A 22196-nucleotide genomic window follows, 5' to 3' on the forward strand; every position below is an offset into this window, starting at 1 on the left:
CCGCCCTTACGGCGGGTCACCTTTTCCAAACGCCGAAAAGGTAACCCAAAAGGCTTGCTCCTACGTGCGGCCCGCTCGCTGGGGCTCGGGGTCCCTTCGCTCCGGGATCGATCCGGGCGCAGCGCCTCCGGTTTGCTTCGCTGCACCTCCTCTCGCTGTGTTTGGCTGCGCCAAACGGTCGCTGGGCTCCCACCCCCGGATCAATCCCTCCACTCAGCCTTCCGACGTCGCCTTACAGATCAAAAGCCGCAGCCGAGCTAACGCTCATCCTGTTGAGTGGTAGAAGCCGAAGCGATACGAGTAGTTGAGTTTGAACTCAATTCCTGTGGGAGCTGGCTTGCCAGCGATGGCGGCCTGGCAGCCGACCAACCTCTTGAAGTAAAAAAATCCTATGTAGGAGCTGCCGAAGGCTGCGATCTTTTGATCTGCTTTGGATGTGGCTTTGGATGTGGCTTTGGATGTGGCTTTGGATGTGGCTTTGGATGTGGCTTTGGATGTGGCTTTGGATGTGGCTTTGGATGTGGCTTTGGATTTTTTGCCCCTTCGGCAGGCCGAGCGTAGGTGTTCATCCGGGGGTTAGGCGCGCAGCGCCGTGCGGCGAAGCCGCACACATCGAGAGGAGGTGCAGCGCAGCAAACCGTAGGCGATGCCCCCGGATGGACACCGTAGCGAGGGAACACTGAGCCTCAGCGAAGTGCCGTACGCTAGGGGCAAAGCCTTTTGCTTACTTTTCGGCGTCTGGAAAAGTGAGTCGCTGTAAGAGCGAAACCGCCAGCGGCAGCACCCGCAGCAACGGATATGCCCCCAAACCCCCAAAACAAAAAAAAACGCGATCCTCTCGAATCGCGCCTTTCTCATTTCAGCTATCTATCAACTACCCAACGCCTTCGAAGCCAGCCAGAACAACCCGGCCGACAGCCCAACCGTCGCTGGCAGGGTCAACACCCATGCCAGGAGAATCGTACGAACCGTGCCACCCTGCAGGCCGCTCTTGTTAGCGACCATGGTGCCCGCCACGCCCGAAGACAGAACGTGAGTGGTCGACACCGGCAGACTGAAGATGTTGGCCAGACCAATCAAACTGGCCGTCGTGATCTGCGCCGACATGCCCTGAGAATAGGTCATGCCTTGCTTGCCGATCTTCTCGCCAATGGTCAGCACCACACGTTTCCAGCCCACCATGGTGCCCAGGCCCAGAGCCAGTGCAACCGCCAGAATCACCCAGAACGGCGCGTATTCGGTGGTGGTGGTCAGGTCTTTGCGCAGCTTGTCGAGGTCAGCCTTTTCACGGGCATCCAGAACCGGCAACTTGCTGACTTTCTTCGCGGTATCGTCCAGGCAGAGCAGGTAGCGACGAACTTCTACACGGCTGTCCGAGGACAGCGAGTGGTAGTCCGCGACACCTTTGAGCGTATGCAGCAGGGCGGAAATGGTCGGTTCGGTCTGCTGCGGGTTGCAGCGGAATTTCTCCGGCAGGTCGCCTTCCACGCTTTTGCCCAGGGCCAGGAATTCACCCAGGGAATCGGCGTTGCGCTGGTAGAACTGGCTCAGGTGCAGGGTGGCATCGCGAGTGCGTTCGATCTGGTAAGTGGTGCTGTTCAGGTCGAGAACGAACTGCGCCGGAACGATACCGATCAACACCAGCATGATCAGGCCGATGCCTTTCTGGCCATCGTTGGAACCGTGCACGAAGCTCACGGCCATGGCCGAGATCACCAGGACCAGACGGTTCCAGAACGGTGGGTGCTTCTTGTCGTCAAGCTTGCGGCGCTGTTCCGGCGTCTTGTGCATTTTCGACAGAGGGCGCCACCATTTCAGGCCGATCAGCACCAGTGCCGCGATCAGGAAGCCGGCCATTGGCGAGAACACCAGCGAGGCGCCGATATCGATCGCTTTCTGCCAGTTCACGCCGTCAGCCAACGGGATATCGTTGATCAGGGCATTGGCCAGGCCGACACCGAGGATCGAGCCGATCAGCGTGTGCGAGCTGGACGCCGGGATACCGAAGTACCAGGTGCCGAGATTCCAGGTGATTGCCGCGGCGAGCAACGAGAACACCATCGCCAGACCATGGCCGGTGTTCACATTGATCAGCAGTTCCACCGGCAGCAAATGGACGATGGCATACGCCACGCCAACGCCACCCAGCAGCACGCCGAGGAAATTGAACACACCGGAAAAGAACACTGCCAGATGAGGCGGCATGGCTTTGGTGTAGATAACAGTGGCTACCGCGTTAGCGGTGTCATGAAATCCATTGATGAACTCGAAGGCGAGGACAAAAGTCAGGGCGAGCAAGAGGCTCACAAGCACCCAAGCATCCAGTCCGCTGAATAAATCGATCATGAAGGTTTTCTGACCCGGTCGTAAGGGGGCGCGATTATGCCAGAAAAGTCTCGAAATCGATCCCCTACCTGCTCATCGGTAACACTCTTCTTCAATTTAATTTGTTGCAGCAGATGAAAACCAAGCGTGGCGCAGGGTTTTTCAAGTCATTGATTTTATTGATTAAAGACTTCTGAGTGGGGTGTTTTTGCAGGCGTATCGAAGGCTCAAACGCTTGTCTGAAATATCTGTGAAACCTGTAGGGCGCTCGGTTTCAGCCTGTCAGACAGGGACATGGCCGCTGCCCGCGGGTAGCGGGCGCGCAAGGCATCGTCGTTCCACCGCGCTTGTAGCCGGTGCGTACGCTGACCTTTTAAAGATGCGAAAAACCGTGGCTCAAGGCTCTTCGGCTTTGAGTTCCTTTTCGATCTTTTCAATTTCCTGCTTGAAGACCTGATCCTGAACGGTAGGGCGCTTACGCCATGCCTTGCGTTCCGGTTCTGGTTGAGCGGCGTAGGTGGTGACTTCCCCGCCGTAAACTTCCTTGTAACGTTGTTCCTGGCGCTCAAGTTCCGCGCGCAGTTCGTCTTTCGTCACAGTGCTACCTGTATGAGTTGAGTTAAATGTCTGGTGAAACGCACTGCAACGAATCGATTGAGCAGCCCCCTCGACATCGCAACGCCTGTGCAGGCATTACTGAAATCGGCGGGCGATCAAGACTTCCGTGTTACAGGCGGCTACGGCACCAGATTAAAACTGACGCAGCTTCAGTGTCCTGTTTCAGCAAGCGCTGGCGTTACATGGGTGATGAGCGTCAGGCGCTGGCCGGGGCTGTCGGCGATGGACATCGCGTCAGCAAGTGGCGGCCACGGCGATTAAAAACGCGGCCCCACTGAACGCATTATAGCGGTCGATTCAGGATTGACTATCTTTGCCAAGTTAAAAACGGTTCCGGATGTGTGATTGTTTTGTGACGCGCAACTTTTAGGGGTAGTTCAAATACAGGCAAACGTTTACTTGGCCGCGATCTGTTTTTGGCGCCATTTAGTCGATCAACTAAACCGCGTTTCAATTGACCGGTAAAAGTTGAACAAGCGTCTCAAATGGCGGGGAAAGCCAAGCGGGTCGATTGCGATTATCGGCCTTCGGTTCGATAATCGCCCAATGTTGATGGCTCGACGCTTGTGCATCTGCCCGCGAGCCGTTTGTATAGCCCGTTGATCTGTGCCGGATAAAAGGACAATAAATGAACGATCAAATGCGCAATTCCTTCACTTCAGTGGCTCCGCCGATCGTCGCCTCGCCGGCCAAGCGGATCCAGGCGCTGACCGGTGATCCGGATTTCATGACGTCGCTGGCCCGTGGCCTGGCGGTGGTGCAGGCGTTTCAGGAGCGCAAACGTCACCTGACCATCGCGCAAATCAGCCATCGCACGGAAATTCCCCGCGCGGCCGTGCGCCGTTGCCTACACACCTTGATCAAACTCGGCTACGCCACCACCGACGGACGCACCTACTCGTTGCTGCCCAAAGTGCTGACCCTTGGCCATGCCTACTTGTCTTCGACGCCGCTGGCGGTCTCGGCCCAGCCGTACCTCGACCGCATGAGCGAGCAACTGCACGAAGCCTGCAACATGGCCACGCTTGAGGGCGACGACATCCTCTACATCGCGCGTTCGGCGACCACGCAACGGCTGATTTCGGTTGACCTGTCGGTGGGCGGGCGTCTGCCGGCCTATTGCACGTCGATGGGGCGGATCCTGCTGGCGGCACTCGACGACACCTCGCTCGGCGAATACCTCGACCACGCTGAACTAGTGGCCAAGACCAGCCGCACGATCCACACCCCCGAGGCGTTGCTCGAATGCCTGCAGGAAGTGCGGCAGCAGGGTTGGTGCATCGTCGATCAGGAACTGGAACAAGGCCTGCGTTCGATTGCCGTGCCGGTCTACGACGCCTCGGGCCAAGTGGTGGCGGCGCTCAACGTCAGCACCCACGCCGGTCGCGTCAGCCGCACCGAGTTGGAACAGCGCTTCCTGCCGGGCCTGCTCAGCGCCAGCCGCGACCTCAGCGCGCAGTTGTTTGCCTGATGAAGCTGTTCGATAAACGCACAGTGTTGCGTTTATCGAATTGACGCTAAAACCCCCGGATCATTAATGTCGCGGCAGCGTCATCCGGCGCCGATGTGAATGAGCCCGCCGGACTGCGACTCCGATAATAATGACAAGAGGCAACTGACCATGCGCACGCTCTCCGACTGTCTCCGCTCCACCCGCTGTTGCCGGGTTCACCGCAACGCCTGATCCAGACCTTCTATTCTTGTGCCCGTGCCGTGTTTTGGCCGGCCGCCGTTCGACTGCGTTTTTTGCGTGGAATAAAAATAATGAACCAGCCTCAGTCCGCTGTAGGTCAATGCCTCGACGTGCAGACCTTCATCAATGCCCAACCGATCTCGCGCTATCAGTGGCGAGTGGTGATCCTGTGTTTCCTGATTGTCTTCCTCGATGGCCTCGACACCGCCGCGATGGGCTTCATCGCCCCAGCGTTGTCGCAGGACTGGGGCATCGACCGCGCCAGCCTCGGCCCGGTGATGAGCGCCGCGTTGATCGGCATGGTCTTCGGCGCACTCGGCTCCGGCCCTTTGGCTGACCGCTTCGGGCGAAAAGTCGTACTCGTTGGCGCCGTGGTGCTGTTCGGTGCTTTCAGTCTGGCGTCGGCGTACAGCACCAACGTCGAGCAATTGCTAGTACTGCGTTTCCTCACCGGCCTCGGCCTGGGCGCGGGCATGCCCAATGCCACCACGCTGCTCTCGGAATACACCCCGGAGCGCAAGAAATCGCTGCTGGTGACCAGCATGTTCTGCGGTTTCAACCTCGGCATGGCCGGTGGTGGGTTCATTTCCGCCAAGCTGATCCCGGCGTTCGGCTGGCACAGTCTGCTGATGATCGGCGGGATCCTGCCGTTGATCCTCGCCGTGGTGCTGCTGTTCTGGCTGCCGGAATCGGCGCGCTACCTTGTAGTCCGTAACCGTGGCACCGACAAGGTCCGTAAAACCCTGGCGCCAATCGACCCGGCCACCGTCGCCCAGGCCGCCAGCTTCAGCGTGCCGGAACAGAAAACCGTCAAGGCACGTAACGTCTTCGCAGTGATTTTCTCCGGCACTTACAGCACCGGCACCTTGCTGCTGTGGCTGACCTACTTCATGGGCCTGGTGATTGTTTACCTGCTGACAAGCTGGCTGCCGACGCTGATGCGCGACAGCGGCGCGAGCATGGAGCAAGCCGCGTTTATCGGCGCGTTGTTCCAGTTCGGCGGGGTGTTGAGCGCGGTCGCCGTGGGATGGGCGATGGATCGCTTCAATCCGCACAAGGTTATTGGCGTTTTCTACCTGCTGGCGGGGGTGTTTGCCTACGCGGTGGGGCAAAGCCTGGGCAACATTACGTTGCTGGCGACCTTGGTGTTGGTAGCCGGTATGTGCGTGAACGGTGCGCAATCGGCGATGCCGTCGCTGGCCGCGCGGTTTTATCCGACGCAGGGGCGGGCGACCGGCGTGTCGTGGATGCTCGGGATTGGCCGCTTCGGCGCGATTCTCGGGGCGTGGATGGGCGCGACGTTGTTGGGCTTGGGCTGGAATTTCGAGCAGGTGCTGACGGCGTTGGTGATTCCGGCGGCGTTGGCCACGGCGGCGGTGTTGATCAAGGGCATGGTCAGCCATGCGGATGCGACCTGATATCGCGGTGTGAAGCGAAAAGATCGCAGCCTTCGGCAGCTCCTACAGGGTTTTACATTCCCATGTAGGAGCTGCCGAAGGCTGCGATCTTTTGCAGACAACACGAAATGATAGGGAAGCAACAATCTGTTCGATAAACGAACACTCAGTCGATTATCGGATTGTTTGGCGATTTTCCCAGGCTTAATCTGCAGTGACTCCGGCGCTGAACCTCGCGCCTTTTTATCACTGGCGATTTATTACAAAAACAGGAGCCCGCTCCATGGCTGAGATCCTTTCGCTGCACGAAGCGGTGAAGCTATTCGTCAACGACGGCGACACCGTCGCACTCGAAGGCTTCACTCACTTGATCCCCACGGCCGCGGGCCATGAAATCATTCGTCAGGGCAAGAAAGATCTGACGCTGGTGCGGATGACGCCTGACCTGATCTACGACCAATTGATCGGCGCCGGTTGTGCACGCAAACTGATTTTCTCCTGGGGTGGCAACCCTGGCGTGGGTTCGCTGCACCGTCTGCGCGATGCGGTCGAGAAACAATGGCCGCAGCCGCTGGAAATCGAAGAACACAGCCACGCCGACCTGGCCAATGCCTACGTTGCCGGCGCTTCCGGCCTACCGTTCGCGGTGCTGCGGGCCTACGCCGGCTCCGACCTGCCGAAGGTCAACCCGCTGATCAAAACCGTGACCTGCCCGTTCACCGGTGAAGTGTTGGCGGCGGTGCCGTCGGTGCGCCCGGACGTGACGGTGATCCACGCACAGAAAGCCGACCGCCAAGGCAACGTGCTGCTGTGGGGCATTCTCGGCGTGCAGAAAGAAGCCGCTCTGGCCGCCAAGCGCTGCATCGTTACCGTCGAAGAAATCGTCGACAACCTCAACGCACCCATGAACTCCTGCGTATTGCCGACCTGGGCCCTGAGCGCGGTCTGCCATGTGCCCGGTGGCGCACATCCGTCCTACGCCCACGGTTACAACGAGCGCGACAATCGTTTCTATCAAGCGTGGGATCCGATCGCCCGCGACCGTGAGACGTTTACCGCGTGGATCAACGAATACATCCATGGCTGCGCTGACTTCAGCGCGTTCCAGGCCAAGTTGGCCGCTGCTTCGGAGGCCAAGTAATGACGTACACCACCAATGAAATGATGACCGTCGCCGCAGCCCGTCGCCTGAAAAACGGCTCGGTGTGCTTCGTCGGCATCGGCCTACCGTCGAAAGCCGCCAATCTGGCGCGCCTGACCTCGTCGCCAGACGTGGTGCTGATCTACGAATCGGGCCCGATTGGTGCCAAGCCGAGCGTGCTGCCGCTGTCCATTGGTGACGGCGAGCTAGCGGAAACCGCTGACACCGTCGTCCCAACCGGTGAGATTTTTCGCTATTGGTTGCAGGGCGGACGCATCGACGTCGGTTTTCTCGGTGCTGCGCAGGTCGACCGTTTCGGCAACATCAACACCACCGTGGTTGGCGATTATTTCTCGCCGAAAGTGCGCCTGCCGGGTGCCGGTGGCGCGCCGGAGATTGCCGGTTCGGCGAAAAGCGTGTTGATCATCCTTAAACAGTCGGCACGTTCGTTTGTCGACAAGCTCGATTTCATCACTTCGGTCGGTCACGGCGAGGGCGGCGACTCGCGCAAACGTCTGGGCCTGCCAGGCGCCGGGCCGGTCGGCATCATCACCGACCTGTGCATCATGGAGCCGGAGGAGGGCACCCACGAATTCGTGGTCACCGCACTGCACCCGGGCGTGACCCGCGAGCAAGTGGTCGCGGCCACCGGTTGGGCAATTCGTTTTGCCGACACCGTCGAGAGCACCGCAGAACCAACAGAAGTAGAACTGACCGCACTGCGCGATCTTGAAGCGCGCACGGCCGCCGCCCACGGTCAGGCACCAGGAGAAGCATGATGCGTGACGTTTATATCTGCGACGCGATTCGCACACCCATTGGCCGCTTCGGCGGCGGTTTGTCCGCCGTGCGCGCCGATGATCTGGCCGCCGTGCCAATCAAAGCCCTGATGGAGCGCAATCCCTCGGTGGACTGGAACGCCATCGACGAAGTATTCCTCGGCTGCGCCAATCAGGCCGGCGAAGACAACCGCAATGTCGCGCGCATGGCGCTGCTGCTGGCGGGCCTGCCGGAAAGCGTGCCGGGCGTGACCCTCAATCGTCTTTGTGCTTCGGGCATGGACGCGATTGGCACGGCATTTCGTGCGATTGCCAGCGGTGAGATGGAGCTGGCGATTGCCGGCGGCGTCGAGTCGATGTCTCGCGCACCGTTCGTGATGGGCAAGGCTGACGCGGCGTTTTCGCGCAACATGAAGCTGGAAGACACCACCATCGGCTGGCGTTTCATCAACCCTTTGATGAAGGCGCAATACGGCGTCGACGCGATGCCGCAGACCGCTGATAACGTCGCCGACGACTATAAAGTCTCGCGCGCCGATCAGGACGCTTTTGCCCTGCGCAGTCAGCAACGTACTGCCGCCGCGCAGGCCGCCGGCTACTTCGCTGAAGAAATCGTCGAAGTGCGGATCGCCCACAAGAAGGGCGAAACCGTGGTTAGCCAGGACGAGCATCCGCGTGCTGACACGACAATAGAAGCGCTGACTAAACTGAAACCGGTCAACGGCCCGGACAAAACCGTCACCGCCGGCAATGCCTCCGGCGTCAACGACGGTGCCGCTGCGCTGATTCTGGCGTCCGCCGAAGCGATAAAAAAACATGGCCTGACCGCCCGCGCCAAAGTGCTCGGCATGGCCAGTGCCGGTGTAGCGCCGCGCGTGATGGGCATCGGCCCGGTGCCAGCGGTGCGTAAATTGATCGAACGCCTCGGCGTAGCGGTCAGCGATTTCGACGTGATCGAACTCAACGAAGCGTTTGCCAGCCAAGGCTTGGCAGTGCTGCGTGAACTGGGCCTGGCGGACGACGCCGCGCAGGTCAACCCGAACGGTGGGGCGATTGCCCTCGGCCACCCGTTGGGCATGAGCGGTGCGCGATTGGTATTGACCGCGCTGCATCAGTTGGAAAAGACCGGTGGCAAGAAAGGTCTGGCGACCATGTGCGTCGGCGTCGGCCAAGGTCTGGCCCTGGCCATCGAACGCGTCTGACGCAAGCCGTGACGAAAAAGAACAGAGGAAAGCGACATGTCTGACAAGCCTGGTTACCGTCGTCCGCAGGAAGGCACTCAGCCTGAGTACCTGCACCCGACCTATCAATCCACCAACCTGCGCTCGCCGTCGAAACCGTTGGTGTTTCTGCCGCACTCGCTGTCGGAAATCACCGGCCCGACCATCGGCGCCGAACGTGTAGGCGACACCGATAACGACCTGACCGCCCAGCATGAGGGCGAGCCACAGGGCGAACGCATCATCATTCACGGCCGCGTACTGGACGAAAACGGTCTGCCGGTGCCGGGGATTCTGGTGGAGATCTGGCAGGCCAACGCCGCCGGCCGCTACAACCACAAGCGCGATCTGCACGACGCGCCGCTCGACCCGAACTTCACCGGCACCGGCCGCACCGTGACCGACGCCGATGGCTGGTACCAGTTCCAGACCATCAAGCCTGGCGCCTATCCGTGGGGCAACCACCACAACGCCTGGCGCCCGGCGCATATCCACTTTTCGCTGTTCGGGCCGAGCATTCTTACGCGCCTGGTCACGCAAATGTATTTCCCGGGTGACCCGCTGCTGGCCTACGACCCAATCTACAACTGCGTGCCGGACACTTCGGCCAAGGAACGCCTGATCGCCAGTTTCGATCTGGAAAAAACCATTCCGTCCTACGCCCTCGGTTATCGCTGGGACATCGTGCTGCGCGGGCGTGAAGCCACGCCGATGGAGAAATAAGATGACGCTGACTGCGACCACGTCCCACACCGTCGGGCCGTATTACCACATCGGCCTGACCTGGCTGAACCGCGAAGACCTCACCGTCGAGCAAACCCTTGGTGAGCGCGTGGCGATCACTGGGCAAGTGGTGGATGGCAATGGCGATGTCGTCAACGACGCCATGCTCGAAGTCTGGCAGGCGAATGCTGCCGGTAAGTACGACCACCCGGAAGACGAGCAGGCCAAACCGCTCGACCCGAACTTTGAAGGCTTTGGCCGGGTGCCGGTGGATGCTGAAGGGCGGTTTCGCTTTACCACGATCAAGCCGGGCACGGTTGAGGGGCTGAAGGGTTCAACCCAGGCGCCGCATCTGGTGGTGTTGGTGTTTGCCCGTGGCTTGGTCAAGCATTTGCTGACGCGGATCTACTTTGAAGGCGAGCCGGCCAACGTTGATGATCCGTTGCTCGAATGTGTGCCGGCTGAACGCCGCGCGACCTTGCTGGCGAAGAAGGATGAATCGGGTGTTTACCAGTGGAATGTGATCCTGCAGGGCACTGATGCCGAGACGGTGTTCTTCGATTATTAAGATCAAAAGATCGCAGCCTGCGGCAGCTCCTACATAGAGCAGCTGTTGATCTTTCTGTGGTGAGGGGATTTATCCCCGACGGGTTGCGAAGCAGCCCCAAAACCTGAAATCTCGGTGCACCAGAATTACCGAGGTTGTAGGGTTTGCGAGTGCTGCGCACTCGATCGGGGATAAATCCCCTCGCCACAAAGGCTGGTCAAGAGCTGGGTGATGATCCAATGTGGAACGGGACTGTTGCAAAGTATGTCTAGACTCTCACTGTCCCTATCGAGTGAAAAATAATGACAACCACCACCTCCCATTACACCGGCGAAGAGCGCAGCAAGCGCATCTTTGCCATTGTCGGCGCCTCGTCCGGCAACCTTGTCGAATGGTTCGACTTCTACGTCTACGCCTTTTGCGCGATCTATTTTGCCCCGGCGTTTTTCCCCTCCGACAACCCGACGGTGCAACTGGTCAACACCGCCGGCGTGTTCGCTGCCGGCTTCCTGATGCGCCCGATCGGTGGCTGGATTTTCGGCCGGGTTGCTGACAAGCACGGGCGCAAGAAGTCGATGCTCATCTCGATTCTGATGATGTGTTTTGGCTCGTTGCTGATCGCCTGTCTGCCAACCTACAACACCATTGGCGTCTGGGCGCCGATCCTGTTGCTGTTCGCACGTCTGCTGCAAGGCCTGTCGGTCGGCGGCGAGTACGGCACCACCGCCACCTACATGAGCGAAGTTGCCCTCAAGGGCCAGCGCGGATTTTTCGCCTCGTTCCAGTACGTGACCCTGATCGGCGGGCAACTGCTGGCGGTGTCGCTGGTGGTGATCCTGCAGCAGTTCCTCACCGAAGAAGACCTGCGCGCCTACGGCTGGCGGATTCCGTTTGTGGTCGGTGCGGTGGCGGCGTTGATTTCGCTGTTCCTGCGTCGCAGCTTGAAAGAAACCACCAACGAAGAAACCCGCGCGCACAAAGACGCTGGCAGCATCAGCGCGCTGTTCCGCGATCACAAAGCCGCGTTCATCACCGTGCTCGGATACACCGCCGGTGGCTCGCTGATTTTCTACACCTTCACCACGTACATGCAGAAATACCTGGTCAACACCGCCGGCATGCACGCCAAGACCGCCAGCTACATCATGACCGGCGCGCTGTTCCTGTATATGTGCATGCAGCCGCTGTTCGGCATGCTCGCCGACAAGATCGGCCGACGTAACTCGATGCTCTGGTTCGGCGCGCTCGGTACGCTGTTCACCGTGCCGATTCTGTTGAGCCTGAAAAGCGTCAGCAGCCCGTTCCTTGCGTTTGTGTTGATCACCGTGGCGCTGGCAATCGTCAGTTTCTACACCTCGATCAGCGGCCTGGTGAAAGCCGAAATGTTCCCGCCGGAAGTCCGCGCCCTCGGCGTCGGTCTGGCCTATGCGGTGGCCAACGCGATCTTCGGTGGTTCGGCGGAATTCGTTGCGCTTAGCCTGAAGAACATCGGCATGGAAAATTCTTTCTACTGGTACGTGACGGTGATGATGGCGATCGCGTTCCTGTTCAGTTTGCGCTTGCCGAAACAGGCGGCGTACTTGCACCACGACCTCTAACCCGATGCGCGCGGGCCGTGATGGCCCGCGCCGGCAAGGACCTTTATGACTCAGCGACCGGGCAATCAATTGTTCGATGCCTATTTCACTGCCCGCAACATGCGTGAGGTGTTCTGCGATCAGGGCCGTGTGCAGGCGATGCTCGACTTCGAAGCAGCGCTGGCTCGGGCAGAGGCGCGGGTCGGCTTGATTCCTGCCTCTGCGGTGGCACCGATTGCGGCGGCGTGCAGCGCCGGTCTGTATGACTTCGCGGCACTGGGCGAGGCGATTGCCACGGCGGGTAATTCGGCGATTCCGCTGGTCAAGGCGTTGGGCAAACAGATTGCCGCGACCGATGCCGAGGCTGAGCGCTATGTGCATTTGGGCGCGACCAGTCAGGACGTGATGGATTCCGGGTTGGTGCTGCAATTGCGTCAGGCGCTGGAATTGATTGAAAGTGATCTGGCGCAATTGGCCGATTCGCTCGCCAGCCAGGCGCAACGTCATGCTGCGACGCCGCTGGCCGGACGCACGTGGCTGCAACACGCGACGCCGGTCACCCTCGGCATGAAAATCGCCGGATGGCTGGGCGCTGTCACTCGCAGTCGTCAGCGTCTGCGTGAACTCAAACCGCGTCTGCTGGTGCTGCAATTTGGCGGCGCCTCGGGGACGCTCGCAGCCTTGGGCGAACAGGCGATGCCGATTGCCGAAGCGCTGGCTGAAGAACTGCAACTGACCTTGCCCGAACAGCCGTGGCACACCCAGCGTGATCGCGTGGTGGAGTTCGGCGCGGTGCTCGGTTTGATCGCCGGCAGCCTCGGCAAATTCGGCCGCGACATCAGCCTGTTGATGCAGACCGAAGCCGCCGAGGTGTTCGAGCCTTCAGCGCCGGGCAAGGGCGGTTCGTCGACCATGCCGCACAAGCGCAATCCGGTGGGCGCTGCGGTGTTGATCGGTGCGGCGACGCGGGTGCCGGGCCTGGTCTCGACGCTGTTCAGCGCGATGCCGCAGGAACACGAGCGTAGCCTCGGTCTGTGGCATGCCGAGTGGGAAACCTTGCCGGAGATTTGCTGCCTGGTGTCCGGCTCGCTGCAACAGGCTCGGTTGTTGGCGCAAGGGCTGGAAGTCGACGCCGAACGCATGTCGCGCAATCTCGAATTGACCCAAGGGCTGGTGCTGGCCGAAGCGGTGAGCATCGTCCTCGCTCAGCGTGTTGGCCGCGACACCGCGCATCACCTGCTCGAACAATGCTGCAAACGCGCGGTGGCCGAACAGCGCCATTTGCGCGGCGTACTCGGTGACGAACCGCAAGTCACCGCCGAATTGAGCAGCGCTGAACTCGATCATCTTTTGAACCCCGCCCATTACCTCGGCCAGGCGCAAGTCTGGGTCGAGCGTGCGGTGGCTGAACACAACGCATTGTCTGACTGAAAGGAGAGGGCTGTGGCTTTCGTTCAACTCGCCGATGGCGAACTGCACTATCAAATAGAAGGCCCGGTCGATGCACCGGTGCTGGTGCTGTCCAACTCGCTGGGCACTGATTTGCACATGTGGGACGCGCAGATGCCGGCGTTCACCGAGCACTTTCGTGTGCTGCGTTTCGACACCCGTGGGCACGGCAAATCACTGGTGACGCCGGGACCGTACAGCATTGAGCAATTGGGTCACGATGTTCTTGGTCTGCTGGATGCATTGCATATCGAGCGTGCGCATTTCTGCGGATTGTCGATGGGCGGCCTGATCGGCCAGTGGCTGGGGATCAACGCCAGTCACCGTCTGCACAAGCTGATCGTCTGTAACACAGCGGCAAAAATCGGCGATCCGTCGGTGTGGAATCCGCGCATCGAAACCGTGCTGCGTGATGGCGCGGCGGCGATGGTTGCTCTGCGCGATGCATCGATTGCTCGCTGGTTTACCCCGGATTTTTCCGCTGCACATCCGGCCGCAGCCAAGCAGATTACCGACATGCTCGCGGCGACTTCGCCTGAAGGTTACGCGGCCAATTGCGCGGCGGTGCGTGATGCCGATTTCCGCGAGCAACTGGCTTCGATCAACGTGCCGTTGCTGGTGATTGCCGGCACCGAAGATGCGGTGACGCCGCCGTCCGGTGGGCACTTCATTCAGGAGCACGTACGCGGTGCCGAGTACGCCGAGTTCTATGCGGCGCACCTGTCGAACGTGCAGGCCGGTGCTGATTTCAGTGATCGCGTATTGGCGTTTCTAAACGCCTGACAAGGGGATTTTCGTGGACGAGAAACAACGTTACGACGACGGCATGCAAGTGCGCCGCGCGGTGTTGGGCGATGCGCATGTCGATCGCAGCCTGACCACGCTGACCGAGTTCAACTCGGAGTTCCAGGAGATGATCACCCGGCATGCCTGGGGCGATATCTGGACGCGTCCGGGCTTGCCTCGGCACACACGCAGTTTGATTACCATCGCCATGCTGATCGGCATGAACCGCGAAGGCGAGCTGAAACTGCATTTGCGCGCTGCTGCCAATAATGGCGTTAGTCGTGGCGAGATCAAGGAAGTGATCATGCAGAGCGCGATCTATTGCGGGATTCCGGCGGCAAATGCGACGTTTCATCTGGCCGAAGCGGTGTGGGATGAGCTTGGGGTTGAATCCCGCGAGTGACGTTGCCTGCACTGGCGCCATCGCTGGCAAGCCAGCTCCCACGGGTTTTTCAGATGTGCACAAAATTTGTGTTCGCTGAAAATCCCTGTGGGAGCTGGCTTGCCAGCGATAGCGGTAGTGGCCGCGACGAATCAAACCGTGGCGACAATAAATATCCGCTTGAATGCAAACAACGTATGCCCGTCCGCCTCCTGCGGATACTGCGCGTGCACCCGCATCAGAAAGTGATAAATAAACCGCGCCTGTTCTGCTGAACTCAGCGCTTGCATCACCGGCCGCAGCGCCGACACTTTCACCCAGTCATACACCGGCGATTTACCGTCAACCACCTGCAACTGCTCGGTCTCCCAGATATCCAGCGACGAGGTCATTGGCGCGAGCAATCGGTAGTAGTTCTCCAGCGCCAACAATGGCCGCGCCGCCATGCGCTGGCGCAGTTCAGGCGTGCCCAATGGCGTGCCGCCGACGCCGCCGTCGTCGAGTGTTTCGAGCATCAGCCGATACCACAACGCATCGCGCCAGTCGGGCATATGCGCCGCCAGGCAACCACCCGCGTTGAGTTGACCAAGCAGGTTCGGCAGCAGCGTTTCATGGCCATGGATGAAATGCAGCACAGCGGCGGCGAACAGCAGATCCGCCGGTTGTTCGGGTTGCCAGTCGAGCAAGTCGCACTGTTGCCATGAAGCGTTGATCGGCAGGCCGCGCGCCTCGTCGAGCATCTGCGCTGAGCTGTCGATACCCAGCAACTGCGCGCGCGGCCAGCGTTCGGCCAACAACCGCGTGGCGATGCCAGTGCCGCAACCGAGGTCAATTATGCGTTTGGGATTTTGCAGGTCTACGCGATCAAGCAATTCATTGACCGGACGTTGCCTGAGCTTGGAAAACTGCTGGTACGCCTTGGCGTTCCAGTCAGGGACTGCTTTGAGTCGGGTGATCATGAGGTCGTCCTCTGGTGATCAACAGTGTCTTCCGATGACAGCCTGGCTCAAGTCTTTAGGGGACCAACATCAACAGATAACGGAAGCGGGAAGGGGCGTACACCTGAGTCCTTCAGGTTTTTTCACTCTACTCGACGCCCGGCAAAGTGCCATTAATCCAGACCAATGGCATAGCCCCCTGTAGGAGCTGCCGAAGGCTGCGATCTTTTGACGTTGTTTTCAAGATCAAAAGATCGCAGCCTTCGGCAGCTCCTACAGGGATCGCGGGGATCAGGTCTAACGGTGTTTAGAGGAGGCTGATCGGGTAGCTGACGATCAGGCGGTTTTCGTCGAATTCGTTATTGCTGAAATCCCGGCGCATGGTCGAGTTGCGCCATCTGACGTTGAGGTCCTTGAGCGTGCCGCTCTGCACGGTGTAGCCCAGTTCCGATTCGCGGCCCCACTCCTTGCCGTCGGTGATGGTGCCGGTGTGCACGTTGTCGCCGCTGATGTAGCGGTTCATCAGGGTCAGGCCGGGCACGCCCAGTGCGGCGAAGTTGTAGTCGTGGCGCAGCTGCCAGGAACGTTCCTGGGCATTGTCATAACTGGCGTTGTAGCTGTCGTTGGCCAGCGTGCCGCCGCTGGTGCCGTTGACGCGCATCCACGCGCTGTCGCCGGTGAGTTTTTGCAGGCCGACGTAGAAGGTGTTGCCGCCGTATCGGGCCGAGAACATCCCCGACCAGGTCTTGTTGTCGAGATCGCCGGCGCGCGCACTGCCGTCGTCCTTGCCGTAGAAAAAACCGAGGTTGGCGCCGAGTGTCCAGTCGCCCAATGGTTGGCTGTGGGTCAGGTTGACGTATTGCTGGCTGTAGATGTCCTTGAGTTCAGCGTTCCATAAGCCGATCTGGGTGCGCTTGTCGTTGAACACATACTCACCGCCCTGAAAGTTGAAACGATCCGAGGTGAACGCCGATTTGCCGGTCATCGACATGTCGCTCATGCTGCTGTCGTCGCGTGGACTGTTGGCGCGGAACTGGCCGCCGTAGAGGGTCAGCCCGTCGATTTCCTTCGAAGTTATCTGGCCGCCACGGAAGGTTTGCGGCAGCGAGCGACCGTCGTCCGAACGCAGGATCGGCAGCACTGGCATCCACTCGCCGACCTTTACTTCGGTCTGCGAAAGCTTGGCCTTGAAAGCGACATTGGTGCGGCCGAAGTTGTCAGCCGGGCGCCCGTCATGGTCCAGCGGCAACAGCTGGGTGCCGCCCGTGCCTTTGCCGCCATCGAGTTTTACCGAGTACAAACCGAGCACGTCCATGCCGAACCCGACGGTGCCTTGAGTGAAGCCGGATTTGGCGTCGAGGATGAAGTTCTGCGTCCACTCTTCAGCCTTGCCCTGGGCCTTGGTCGGGTTGGTGAAGTTGCGGTTGATGTAGAAGTTGCGCAGGTTGAGGTTGACCTTGGCCCCTTCGATAAATCCCGCTTCTTCAGCTGCGACGGGGAGGGCGGCACCCGCCAGGGCCAGGGCGATCAGGCCGGGAAATACGTAGGGCGCAGGGGAGGTGGTCATAGCTGGGTCTCTCTTGTTTTTTTGAGGCAAACGGAATGCGCTGCGGCCAATTTTGATGGCGCAGAAATGCGATGAATTCAGGGGGCGGAGCGGCGGCGATCAGCCGGAAGGAGCAGGGCGTGGGAGCATGTGTCGAACCTGTTGTTATTGGTTTTGTGGATCGAATGGTGCGGGGCGCGGTGGTGGGGATTCAATCGGGAGAAGCGGGTTTTGGGCGATTATCGAACGCAAGATTTGGTCGGAGTTTCGGGGTGAATGTGAGGACGTCATCGCTGGCAAGCCAGCTCCCACAGGTTTTTGTGTCGTTCACAATGTTGGGTACACCACAGAACATTGTGGGAGCTGGCTTGCCAGCGATGGGGCCAGTCCAGACACCACAACTTTTTCAGACACAACAAAAAGCCCACCAATCGGTGGGCTTCTTGTTTTTACCGGATGATGATCAGAACAATCTCATCTTCGGTGCTTCTTCTTTCACCGGCTCGTTCTGCGCTGTTTGCGAATTCCAGCCACCGCCCAGGGCCTTGTACAGGTTGACCGCACTGGTCAGCTGCGCGAGGCGGTCGGTGATCAGTGCTTGTTGCGCGCTGAACAGCTGACGCTGGGCATCGAGGAAGGTCAGGTTGCTGTCGACACCGATGCGGTAGCGACGCTCGGCCAGGCGGTAGTAATCCTGGTTGGCCTGAACGAAGTCACGCTGCGCTTGCAACTGCTCGGTGTAGGTCTGGCGGGCGGCCAGGCCGTCGGCGACTTCCTGGAAGGCCGTTTGAATGGACTTCTCGTAGTTCGCCACGCCAATGTCCTTCTGGATCTTGGCGTAGTCGAGGCTGGCGCGCAGGCTGCCGGCGTTGAAGATCGGCAGGTTGATCTGCGGCGAGAACAGCCACGTCCCCGAACCACCCTTGAACAGACCGGACAGATCCGGGCTCAGTGTGCCCGCGTTGGCGGTCAGGCTGATGCTTGGGAAGAACGCTGCACGGGCCGCGCCGATGTTGGCGTTGGCCGCTTTCAGGTTGTGCTCGGCTTGCAGAATGTCCGGACGACGTTGCAGCAGATCCGATGGCAGACCGGCCGGCACGTCGCTGAGCAGATCATCCGACAGCGGTTTGGCCGCTTGCAGGTTGGCCGGGATACCGGTACCGAGCAGCAGGGTCAGGCTGTTTTCGTCCTGCGCGACCTGGCGGGTGTAGCGCGCCAGTTGTGCACGGGCGTTTTCCACCGAGGTACGCGACTGCGCCAGATCCAGTGCCGAAGCGACACCGACTTCGTTGCTGCGGCTGGTCAGCTTGTAGCTTTCTTCAAAGGCACCGAGGGTGTCTTGGGTCAGCTTGAGCAGTTCCTTGTCCGCTTGCCAGGTCAGGTAAGCGTTGGCGACGCTGGCCACCAGACTGATCTGGGTGCTGCGGCGCGCTTCTTCCGTGGCGAAGTATTGTTGCAGCGCTTGTTCGCTCAGGCTGCGAACGCGACCGAACAGGTCGAGTTCGTAGGCGCTGATGCCAACGGTGGCCGAGTACGAGCTGCTGATCATCGACTCGCCGGTCTGCGAAGCGCGCTCCGGGAGACGTTGACGGCTGCCAGTGCCATTGGCCGAAATGGCTGGGTACAGGTCGGCCCGCTGAATGCGGTATTGAGCCGCATAGGCGTCGATGTTCAGTGCCGCGACACGCAGGTCGCGGTTGTTTTCCAGGGACACCTGGATCAGCTGTTGCAGGGCCGGGTCATGGAAAAACTGCTTCCAGCCCTGCTCGGCAGCGGCTTGCGCCGGTGCCTGGGCCGGCGAATACGCCGGCCCCTGCGGGTACTGACCTGCGACCGGAGCCTCAGGCTGCTGATAGTCAGGTATCAGCGAGCAACCGCTCAGCACGAAGGCGGCGACTGCGATGGAGAGTAGCGACTTGCTCATTGGCCAGCCTCTTTAGGAGTTTCTTTAGCATCGTCATCTGGATCGGCGATTTTACGCTGGCCGATGGACGAAACCGTGACGAAGAACAGTGGGACCCAGAAGATCGCCAGGATCGTTGCCGTGAGCATACCGCCAATCACGCCGGTACCGATCGCGTGCTGACTGCCTGAACCGGCGCCGGTGGAGATCGCCAACGGTACAACACCGAGGACGAAGGCCAGCGACGTCATGATGATCGGTCGCAGACGCATGCGGCAGGCTTCAATCGCCGCATCACGCAGGCTGCGGCCCTGTTCATGCAGTTCCTTGGCGAACTCGACGATCAGAATGGCGTTTTTAGCCGCCAGACCGATGGTCGTCAACAGACCCACCTGGAAGTACACGTCGTTGGACAGACCGCGCAGGCTGGTGGCCAGCAGTGCACCGATGATACCCAGCGGTACCACGAGCATAACGGCGATCGGAATCGACCAGCTCTCGTACAGCGCCGCCAGACACAGGAACACCATCAGCAGCGACAGGGCGTACAGCGCCGGCGCTTGCGAACCCGACAGACGTTCTTCATAGGACAGACCGGTCCAGGAGATACCGACACCCGCCGGCAGCTTCTTGGCAATCGCTTCGACTTCGGCCATCGCTTCACCGGTGGAGTAACCCGGCGCCGGAGAACCGAGCACTTCCATCGCTTCCACGCCGTTGTAACGGGCCAGCTTCGGCGAACCGTAGATCCACTCGCCTTTGGCGAAGGCGGAGAACGGCACCATGGTCCCGGCGTTGTTGCGCACGTACCATTTCTTCAAGTCTTCCGGGCTCATGCGAGCACCGGCCTGACCTTGCACGTAAACCTTCTTCACACGACCACGGTCGATGAAGTCGTTGACGTAGCTACTACCGAAGGAGATCGACAGCGTGCTGTTGATGTCGGTCAGGCTCAAGCCAAGGGCCTGGGCTTTCTCGTCGTCGATTTCCAAGTGGTATTGCGGTTCATCGTTCAGTCCGTTCGGACGCACCTGATAGAGCACCTTGCTCTGAGCGGCGAGGCCCAGGAACTGGTTGCGCGCTTCCATCAGCTTGTCGTGACCGATACCGGCGCGGTCTTGCAGGAACACGTCGAAACCGGTGGCGTTACCCAACTCCAGTACCGCTGGCGGGGCGAAAGCAAACACCATCGCGTCGCGGAAAGTGAAGAAGTGCTGCTGGGCACGTTGGGCCAGGGCAAACACGCTGTTGTCCGCGTTACGCTCGTCCCACGGCTTGAGCATGATGAACGCCAGACCCGAGCTCTGACCGCGACCGGCGAAGTTGAAGCCGTTCACGGTGAACACCGAGGACACTGCGCCTGCTTCTTTATCCAGCAGGTAGCTGCGCATTTCGTCGATCACCACCTGAGTACGCTCGGCACTCGAACCGGCCGGGGTCTGCACCTGGGCGAACAGTACGCCCTGGTCTTCTTCCGGCAGGAACGCAGTCGGAATGCGCGTGAACAGCCAGATCATGCCAACCACAATCAGCAGGTAAGCCAGCAGGTACGGTGCTTTGCGCGACAGCATGTTGCCAACACCGCGCTCATAGCTCTGCACGCCACGGTCGAAGTTGCGGTTGAACCAGCCGAAGAAACCTTTCTTCGGCGTGCCGTGTTCACCTTTCGGAATCGCTTTGAGCATGGTCGCGCAAAGGGCCGGGGTGAAGATCAGCGCAACCATTACCGACAGGGCCATGGCCGAAACGATAGTGATCGAGAACTGCTTGTAGATCACACCGGTAGAGCCGCTGAAGAACGCCATCGGCAGCAGTACCGCCGACAGAACCAGCGCAATGCCGACCAGTGCGCCCTGGATCTGGCCCATGGACTTCTTGGTCGCTTCCTTCGGTGACAAGCCTTCTTCGCTCATCACCCGCTCGACGTTTTCCACCACGACGATGGCATCGTCCACCAGCAAGCCGATGGCCAACACCATACCGAACATGGTCAGGGTGTTGATGCTGAAACCGAAGGCCGCGAGGATGCCGAATGTACCCAGCAATACCACCGGCACAGTCATCGTGGTGATGACGGTGGCGCGGAAGTTCTGCAGGAACAGGAACATCACCAGGAACACCAGCACGATCGCTTCGACCAGGGTTTCAACGACACCTTTGATCGACTCGGTCACCACCGGGGTGGTGTCGTACGGGAACACCACTTCCATGCCTTCCGGGAAGAACGGCTTGAGGTCGTCAATCGTCTTGCGCAGCGCTTTGGCGGTGTCGAGGGCGTTGGCACCGTTGGCCAGTTTCACCGCCAGACCAGAGGCCGGGCTGCCGTTGAACTGCGCGGAAATGCTCGAGTTTTCACCGCCCAGACCGACGTCAGCGACGTCGCCGACACGCACTTGCGAGCCGTCCTGGTTGACCTTCAGCAGACTTGCCTTGAACTGCTCGGCAGTCTGCAGACGGGTCTTGCCGATGATCGTGGCGTTCAGTTGCTGGCCAGGCAGCGCCGGCAAACCGCCGAGCTGACCGGAAGACACCTGGACGTTCTGCGCCGAGATCGCGGTGCTGACATCGCCCGGGGTCAGGTTGTACTTGTTCAACTTGGCCGGATCGAGCCAGATGCGCATCGCGTACTGGGCACCGAAGACCTGGAAGTCACCGACACCGGCGGTCCGCGAGATCGGGTCCTGCATGTTCGACACGATGTAGTTGGACAAGTCGTCCTTGGTCATGCTGCCGTCACGCGATACCACGCCGATCACCAGCAGGAAGTTTTTCACTGCCTTGGTCACGCGGATACCTTGTTGCTGCACTTCCTGCGGCAACAGCGGGGTGGCCAGGTTCAGCTTGTTCTGAACCTGTACCTGCGCGGTGTCGGAGTTGGTGCCTTGCTCGAAGGTCGCGGTGATGGTCATGCTGCCGTCGGAGTTACTTTCCGAGGATACATAACGCAGGTTGTCGATACCGTTGAGCTGCTGCTCGATCACCTGGACCACGGTGTCCTGCACGGTTTGCGCCGAAGCGCCCGGGTAGGTCACGGAGATCGCAATGGCCGGAGGCGCAATGCTCGGGTACTGGTTGATCGGCAATTTCAGGATCGAAAGTGCCCCGACCAACATGATCACCAGGGCAATTACCCAGGCGAAAATCGGACGGTCGATAAAGAATTTTGACATGA

General features: G+C 60.1%; 17 protein-coding genes. 11 read left to right on the top strand and 6 right to left on the bottom strand.

Annotated features, from left to right (window positions below; all coding sequences use genetic code 11):
• Positions 1-870: 870 nt before the first annotated feature.
• Both EJA70_RS02075 and EJA70_RS02080 read right to left on the bottom strand, forming a co-directional pair.
• Positions 871-2346 (bottom strand): inorganic phosphate transporter, encoded by a 1476-nt coding sequence (locus EJA70_RS02075; protein WP_158829284.1) that lies wholly within the window; start codon positions 2344-2346, stop codon positions 871-873.
• Positions 2347-2721: 375 nt separating this feature from the next.
• The gene (locus EJA70_RS02080; RefSeq protein ID WP_008080067.1) at positions 2722-2922 is read right to left on the bottom strand and encodes a hypothetical protein; all 201 of its coding nucleotides are present in this window, start codon (positions 2920-2922) and stop codon (positions 2722-2724) included.
• A gap of 649 nt (positions 2923-3571) precedes the next feature.
• Here EJA70_RS02080 and pcaR point away from each other — a divergent pair.
• The 11 genes from pcaR (at position 3572) to pcaC (ending at position 14658) form a co-directional block, all read left to right on the top strand.
• Positions 3572-4414 (top strand): pca regulon transcriptional regulator PcaR, encoded by an 843-nt coding sequence (gene pcaR / locus EJA70_RS02085; RefSeq protein ID WP_008080069.1) that lies wholly within the window; start codon positions 3572-3574, stop codon positions 4412-4414.
• Between the two features lie 293 nt (positions 4415-4707).
• A complete protein-coding gene (locus EJA70_RS02090) occupies positions 4708-6054 on the top strand; it encodes an MFS transporter (RefSeq protein WP_158829286.1) in 1347 nt (448 codons plus the stop codon).
• A 262-nt stretch (positions 6055-6316) separates the two neighbouring features.
• The gene (locus EJA70_RS02095) at positions 6317-7174 is read left to right on the top strand and encodes a CoA transferase subunit A (protein WP_158829288.1); all 858 of its coding nucleotides are present in this window, start codon (positions 6317-6319) and stop codon (positions 7172-7174) included.
• Positions 7174-7953, top strand: coding sequence for a CoA-transferase subunit beta (locus EJA70_RS02100; RefSeq protein ID WP_008080085.1), 780 nt, complete (start codon positions 7174-7176; stop codon positions 7951-7953). The genes EJA70_RS02095 and EJA70_RS02100 overlap by 1 nt, the downstream gene beginning before the upstream one ends.
• On the top strand, positions 7950-9155 hold the full coding sequence (gene pcaF / locus EJA70_RS02105; protein ID WP_178116826.1) for a 3-oxoadipyl-CoA thiolase: 1206 nt from the start codon (positions 7950-7952) through the stop codon (positions 9153-9155). The genes EJA70_RS02100 and pcaF overlap by 4 nt, the downstream gene beginning before the upstream one ends.
• A 36-nt stretch (positions 9156-9191) precedes the next feature.
• On the top strand, positions 9192-9896 hold the full coding sequence (gene pcaH / locus EJA70_RS02110) for a protocatechuate 3,4-dioxygenase subunit beta (protein ID WP_008080089.1): 705 nt from the start codon (positions 9192-9194) through the stop codon (positions 9894-9896).
• A gap of 1 nt (position 9897) precedes the next feature.
• Positions 9898-10464 carry a protocatechuate 3,4-dioxygenase subunit alpha gene (gene pcaG / locus EJA70_RS02115; protein ID WP_158829292.1) on the top strand — a complete coding sequence of 189 codons (567 nt, stop codon included), beginning with the start codon at positions 9898-9900 and terminating at the stop codon, positions 10462-10464.
• Between the two features lie 281 nt (positions 10465-10745).
• On the top strand, positions 10746-12041 hold the full coding sequence (locus EJA70_RS02120) for an MFS family transporter (protein ID WP_008080093.1): 1296 nt from the start codon (positions 10746-10748) through the stop codon (positions 12039-12041).
• A 45-nt stretch (positions 12042-12086) separates the two neighbouring features.
• Positions 12087-13451 (top strand): 3-carboxy-cis,cis-muconate cycloisomerase, encoded by a 1365-nt coding sequence (locus EJA70_RS02125; protein ID WP_158829294.1) that lies wholly within the window; start codon positions 12087-12089, stop codon positions 13449-13451.
• A 12-nt stretch (positions 13452-13463) separates the two neighbouring features.
• Positions 13464-14252 carry a 3-oxoadipate enol-lactonase gene (gene pcaD / locus EJA70_RS02130; RefSeq protein ID WP_158829296.1) on the top strand — a complete coding sequence of 263 codons (789 nt, stop codon included), beginning with the start codon at positions 13464-13466 and terminating at the stop codon, positions 14250-14252.
• A 13-nt stretch (positions 14253-14265) separates the two neighbouring features.
• Positions 14266-14658, top strand: a complete 393-nt coding sequence (gene pcaC / locus EJA70_RS02135) for a 4-carboxymuconolactone decarboxylase (RefSeq protein ID WP_008080096.1) — start codon at positions 14266-14268, stop codon at positions 14656-14658.
• A 131-nt stretch (positions 14659-14789) separates the two neighbouring features.
• On the opposite strand, the gene EJA70_RS02140 is transcribed toward pcaC, so the two are convergent.
• The 4 genes from EJA70_RS02140 to emhB all read right to left on the bottom strand — a co-directional run bounded on the left by EJA70_RS02140 (position 14790) and on the right by emhB (position 22194).
• Positions 14790-15596: a methyltransferase domain-containing protein gene (locus tag EJA70_RS02140; RefSeq protein ID WP_158829298.1), complete on the bottom strand. Its 807-nt coding sequence runs from the start codon at positions 15594-15596 to the stop codon at positions 14790-14792.
• Positions 15597-15882: 286 nt separating this feature from the next.
• A complete protein-coding gene (locus EJA70_RS02145) occupies positions 15883-17142 on the bottom strand; it encodes an OprD family porin (RefSeq protein WP_158829300.1) in 1260 nt (419 codons plus the stop codon).
• Positions 17143-17584: 442 nt separating this feature from the next.
• Entirely contained in the window at positions 17585-19045 is a 1461-nt protein-coding gene (gene emhC, locus EJA70_RS02150) for an efflux RND transporter outer membrane subunit EmhC (RefSeq protein WP_158829302.1), read from the bottom strand.
• Complete coding sequence (gene emhB, locus EJA70_RS02155) at positions 19042-22194, bottom strand: efflux RND transporter permease subunit EmhB (protein WP_158829304.1); 3153 nt, start codon at positions 22192-22194, stop codon at positions 19042-19044. Before emhB ends, emhC begins: the two co-directional genes overlap by 4 nt.
• Between the last annotated feature and the right edge of the window lie 2 nt (positions 22195-22196).

Origin of the sequence: Pseudomonas sp. PB103, assembly GCF_009764635.1 — a bacterium.
Classification (GTDB): Bacteria; Pseudomonadota; Gammaproteobacteria; order Pseudomonadales; family Pseudomonadaceae; genus Aquipseudomonas.

Coding starts and splice junctions, on each gene's coding strand:
- EJA70_RS02075 (WP_158829284.1), bottom strand. CDS start 2,346: ATGATCGATTTATTCAGCGGACTGGATGCTTGGGTGCTTGTGAGCCTC.
- pcaR (WP_008080069.1), top strand. CDS start 3,572: ATGAACGATCAAATGCGCAATTCCTTCACTTCAGTGGCTCCGCCGATC.
- EJA70_RS02090 (WP_158829286.1), top strand. CDS start 4,708: ATGAACCAGCCTCAGTCCGCTGTAGGTCAATGCCTCGACGTGCAGACC.
- EJA70_RS02095 (WP_158829288.1), top strand. CDS start 6,317: ATGGCTGAGATCCTTTCGCTGCACGAAGCGGTGAAGCTATTCGTCAAC.
- EJA70_RS02100 (WP_008080085.1), top strand. CDS start 7,174: ATGACGTACACCACCAATGAAATGATGACCGTCGCCGCAGCCCGTCGC.
- pcaF (WP_178116826.1), top strand. CDS start 7,950: ATGATGCGTGACGTTTATATCTGCGACGCGATTCGCACACCCATTGGC.
- pcaH (WP_008080089.1), top strand. CDS start 9,192: ATGTCTGACAAGCCTGGTTACCGTCGTCCGCAGGAAGGCACTCAGCCT.
- pcaG (WP_158829292.1), top strand. CDS start 9,898: ATGACGCTGACTGCGACCACGTCCCACACCGTCGGGCCGTATTACCAC.
- EJA70_RS02120 (WP_008080093.1), top strand. CDS start 10,746: ATGACAACCACCACCTCCCATTACACCGGCGAAGAGCGCAGCAAGCGC.
- EJA70_RS02125 (WP_158829294.1), top strand. CDS start 12,087: ATGACTCAGCGACCGGGCAATCAATTGTTCGATGCCTATTTCACTGCC.
- EJA70_RS02140 (WP_158829298.1), bottom strand. CDS start 15,596: ATGATCACCCGACTCAAAGCAGTCCCTGACTGGAACGCCAAGGCGTAC.
- EJA70_RS02145 (WP_158829300.1), bottom strand. CDS start 17,142: ATGACCACCTCCCCTGCGCCCTACGTATTTCCCGGCCTGATCGCCCTG.
- emhC (WP_158829302.1), bottom strand. CDS start 19,045: ATGAGCAAGTCGCTACTCTCCATCGCAGTCGCCGCCTTCGTGCTGAGC.
- emhB (WP_158829304.1), bottom strand. CDS start 22,194: ATGTCAAAATTCTTTATCGACCGTCCGATTTTCGCCTGGGTAATTGCC.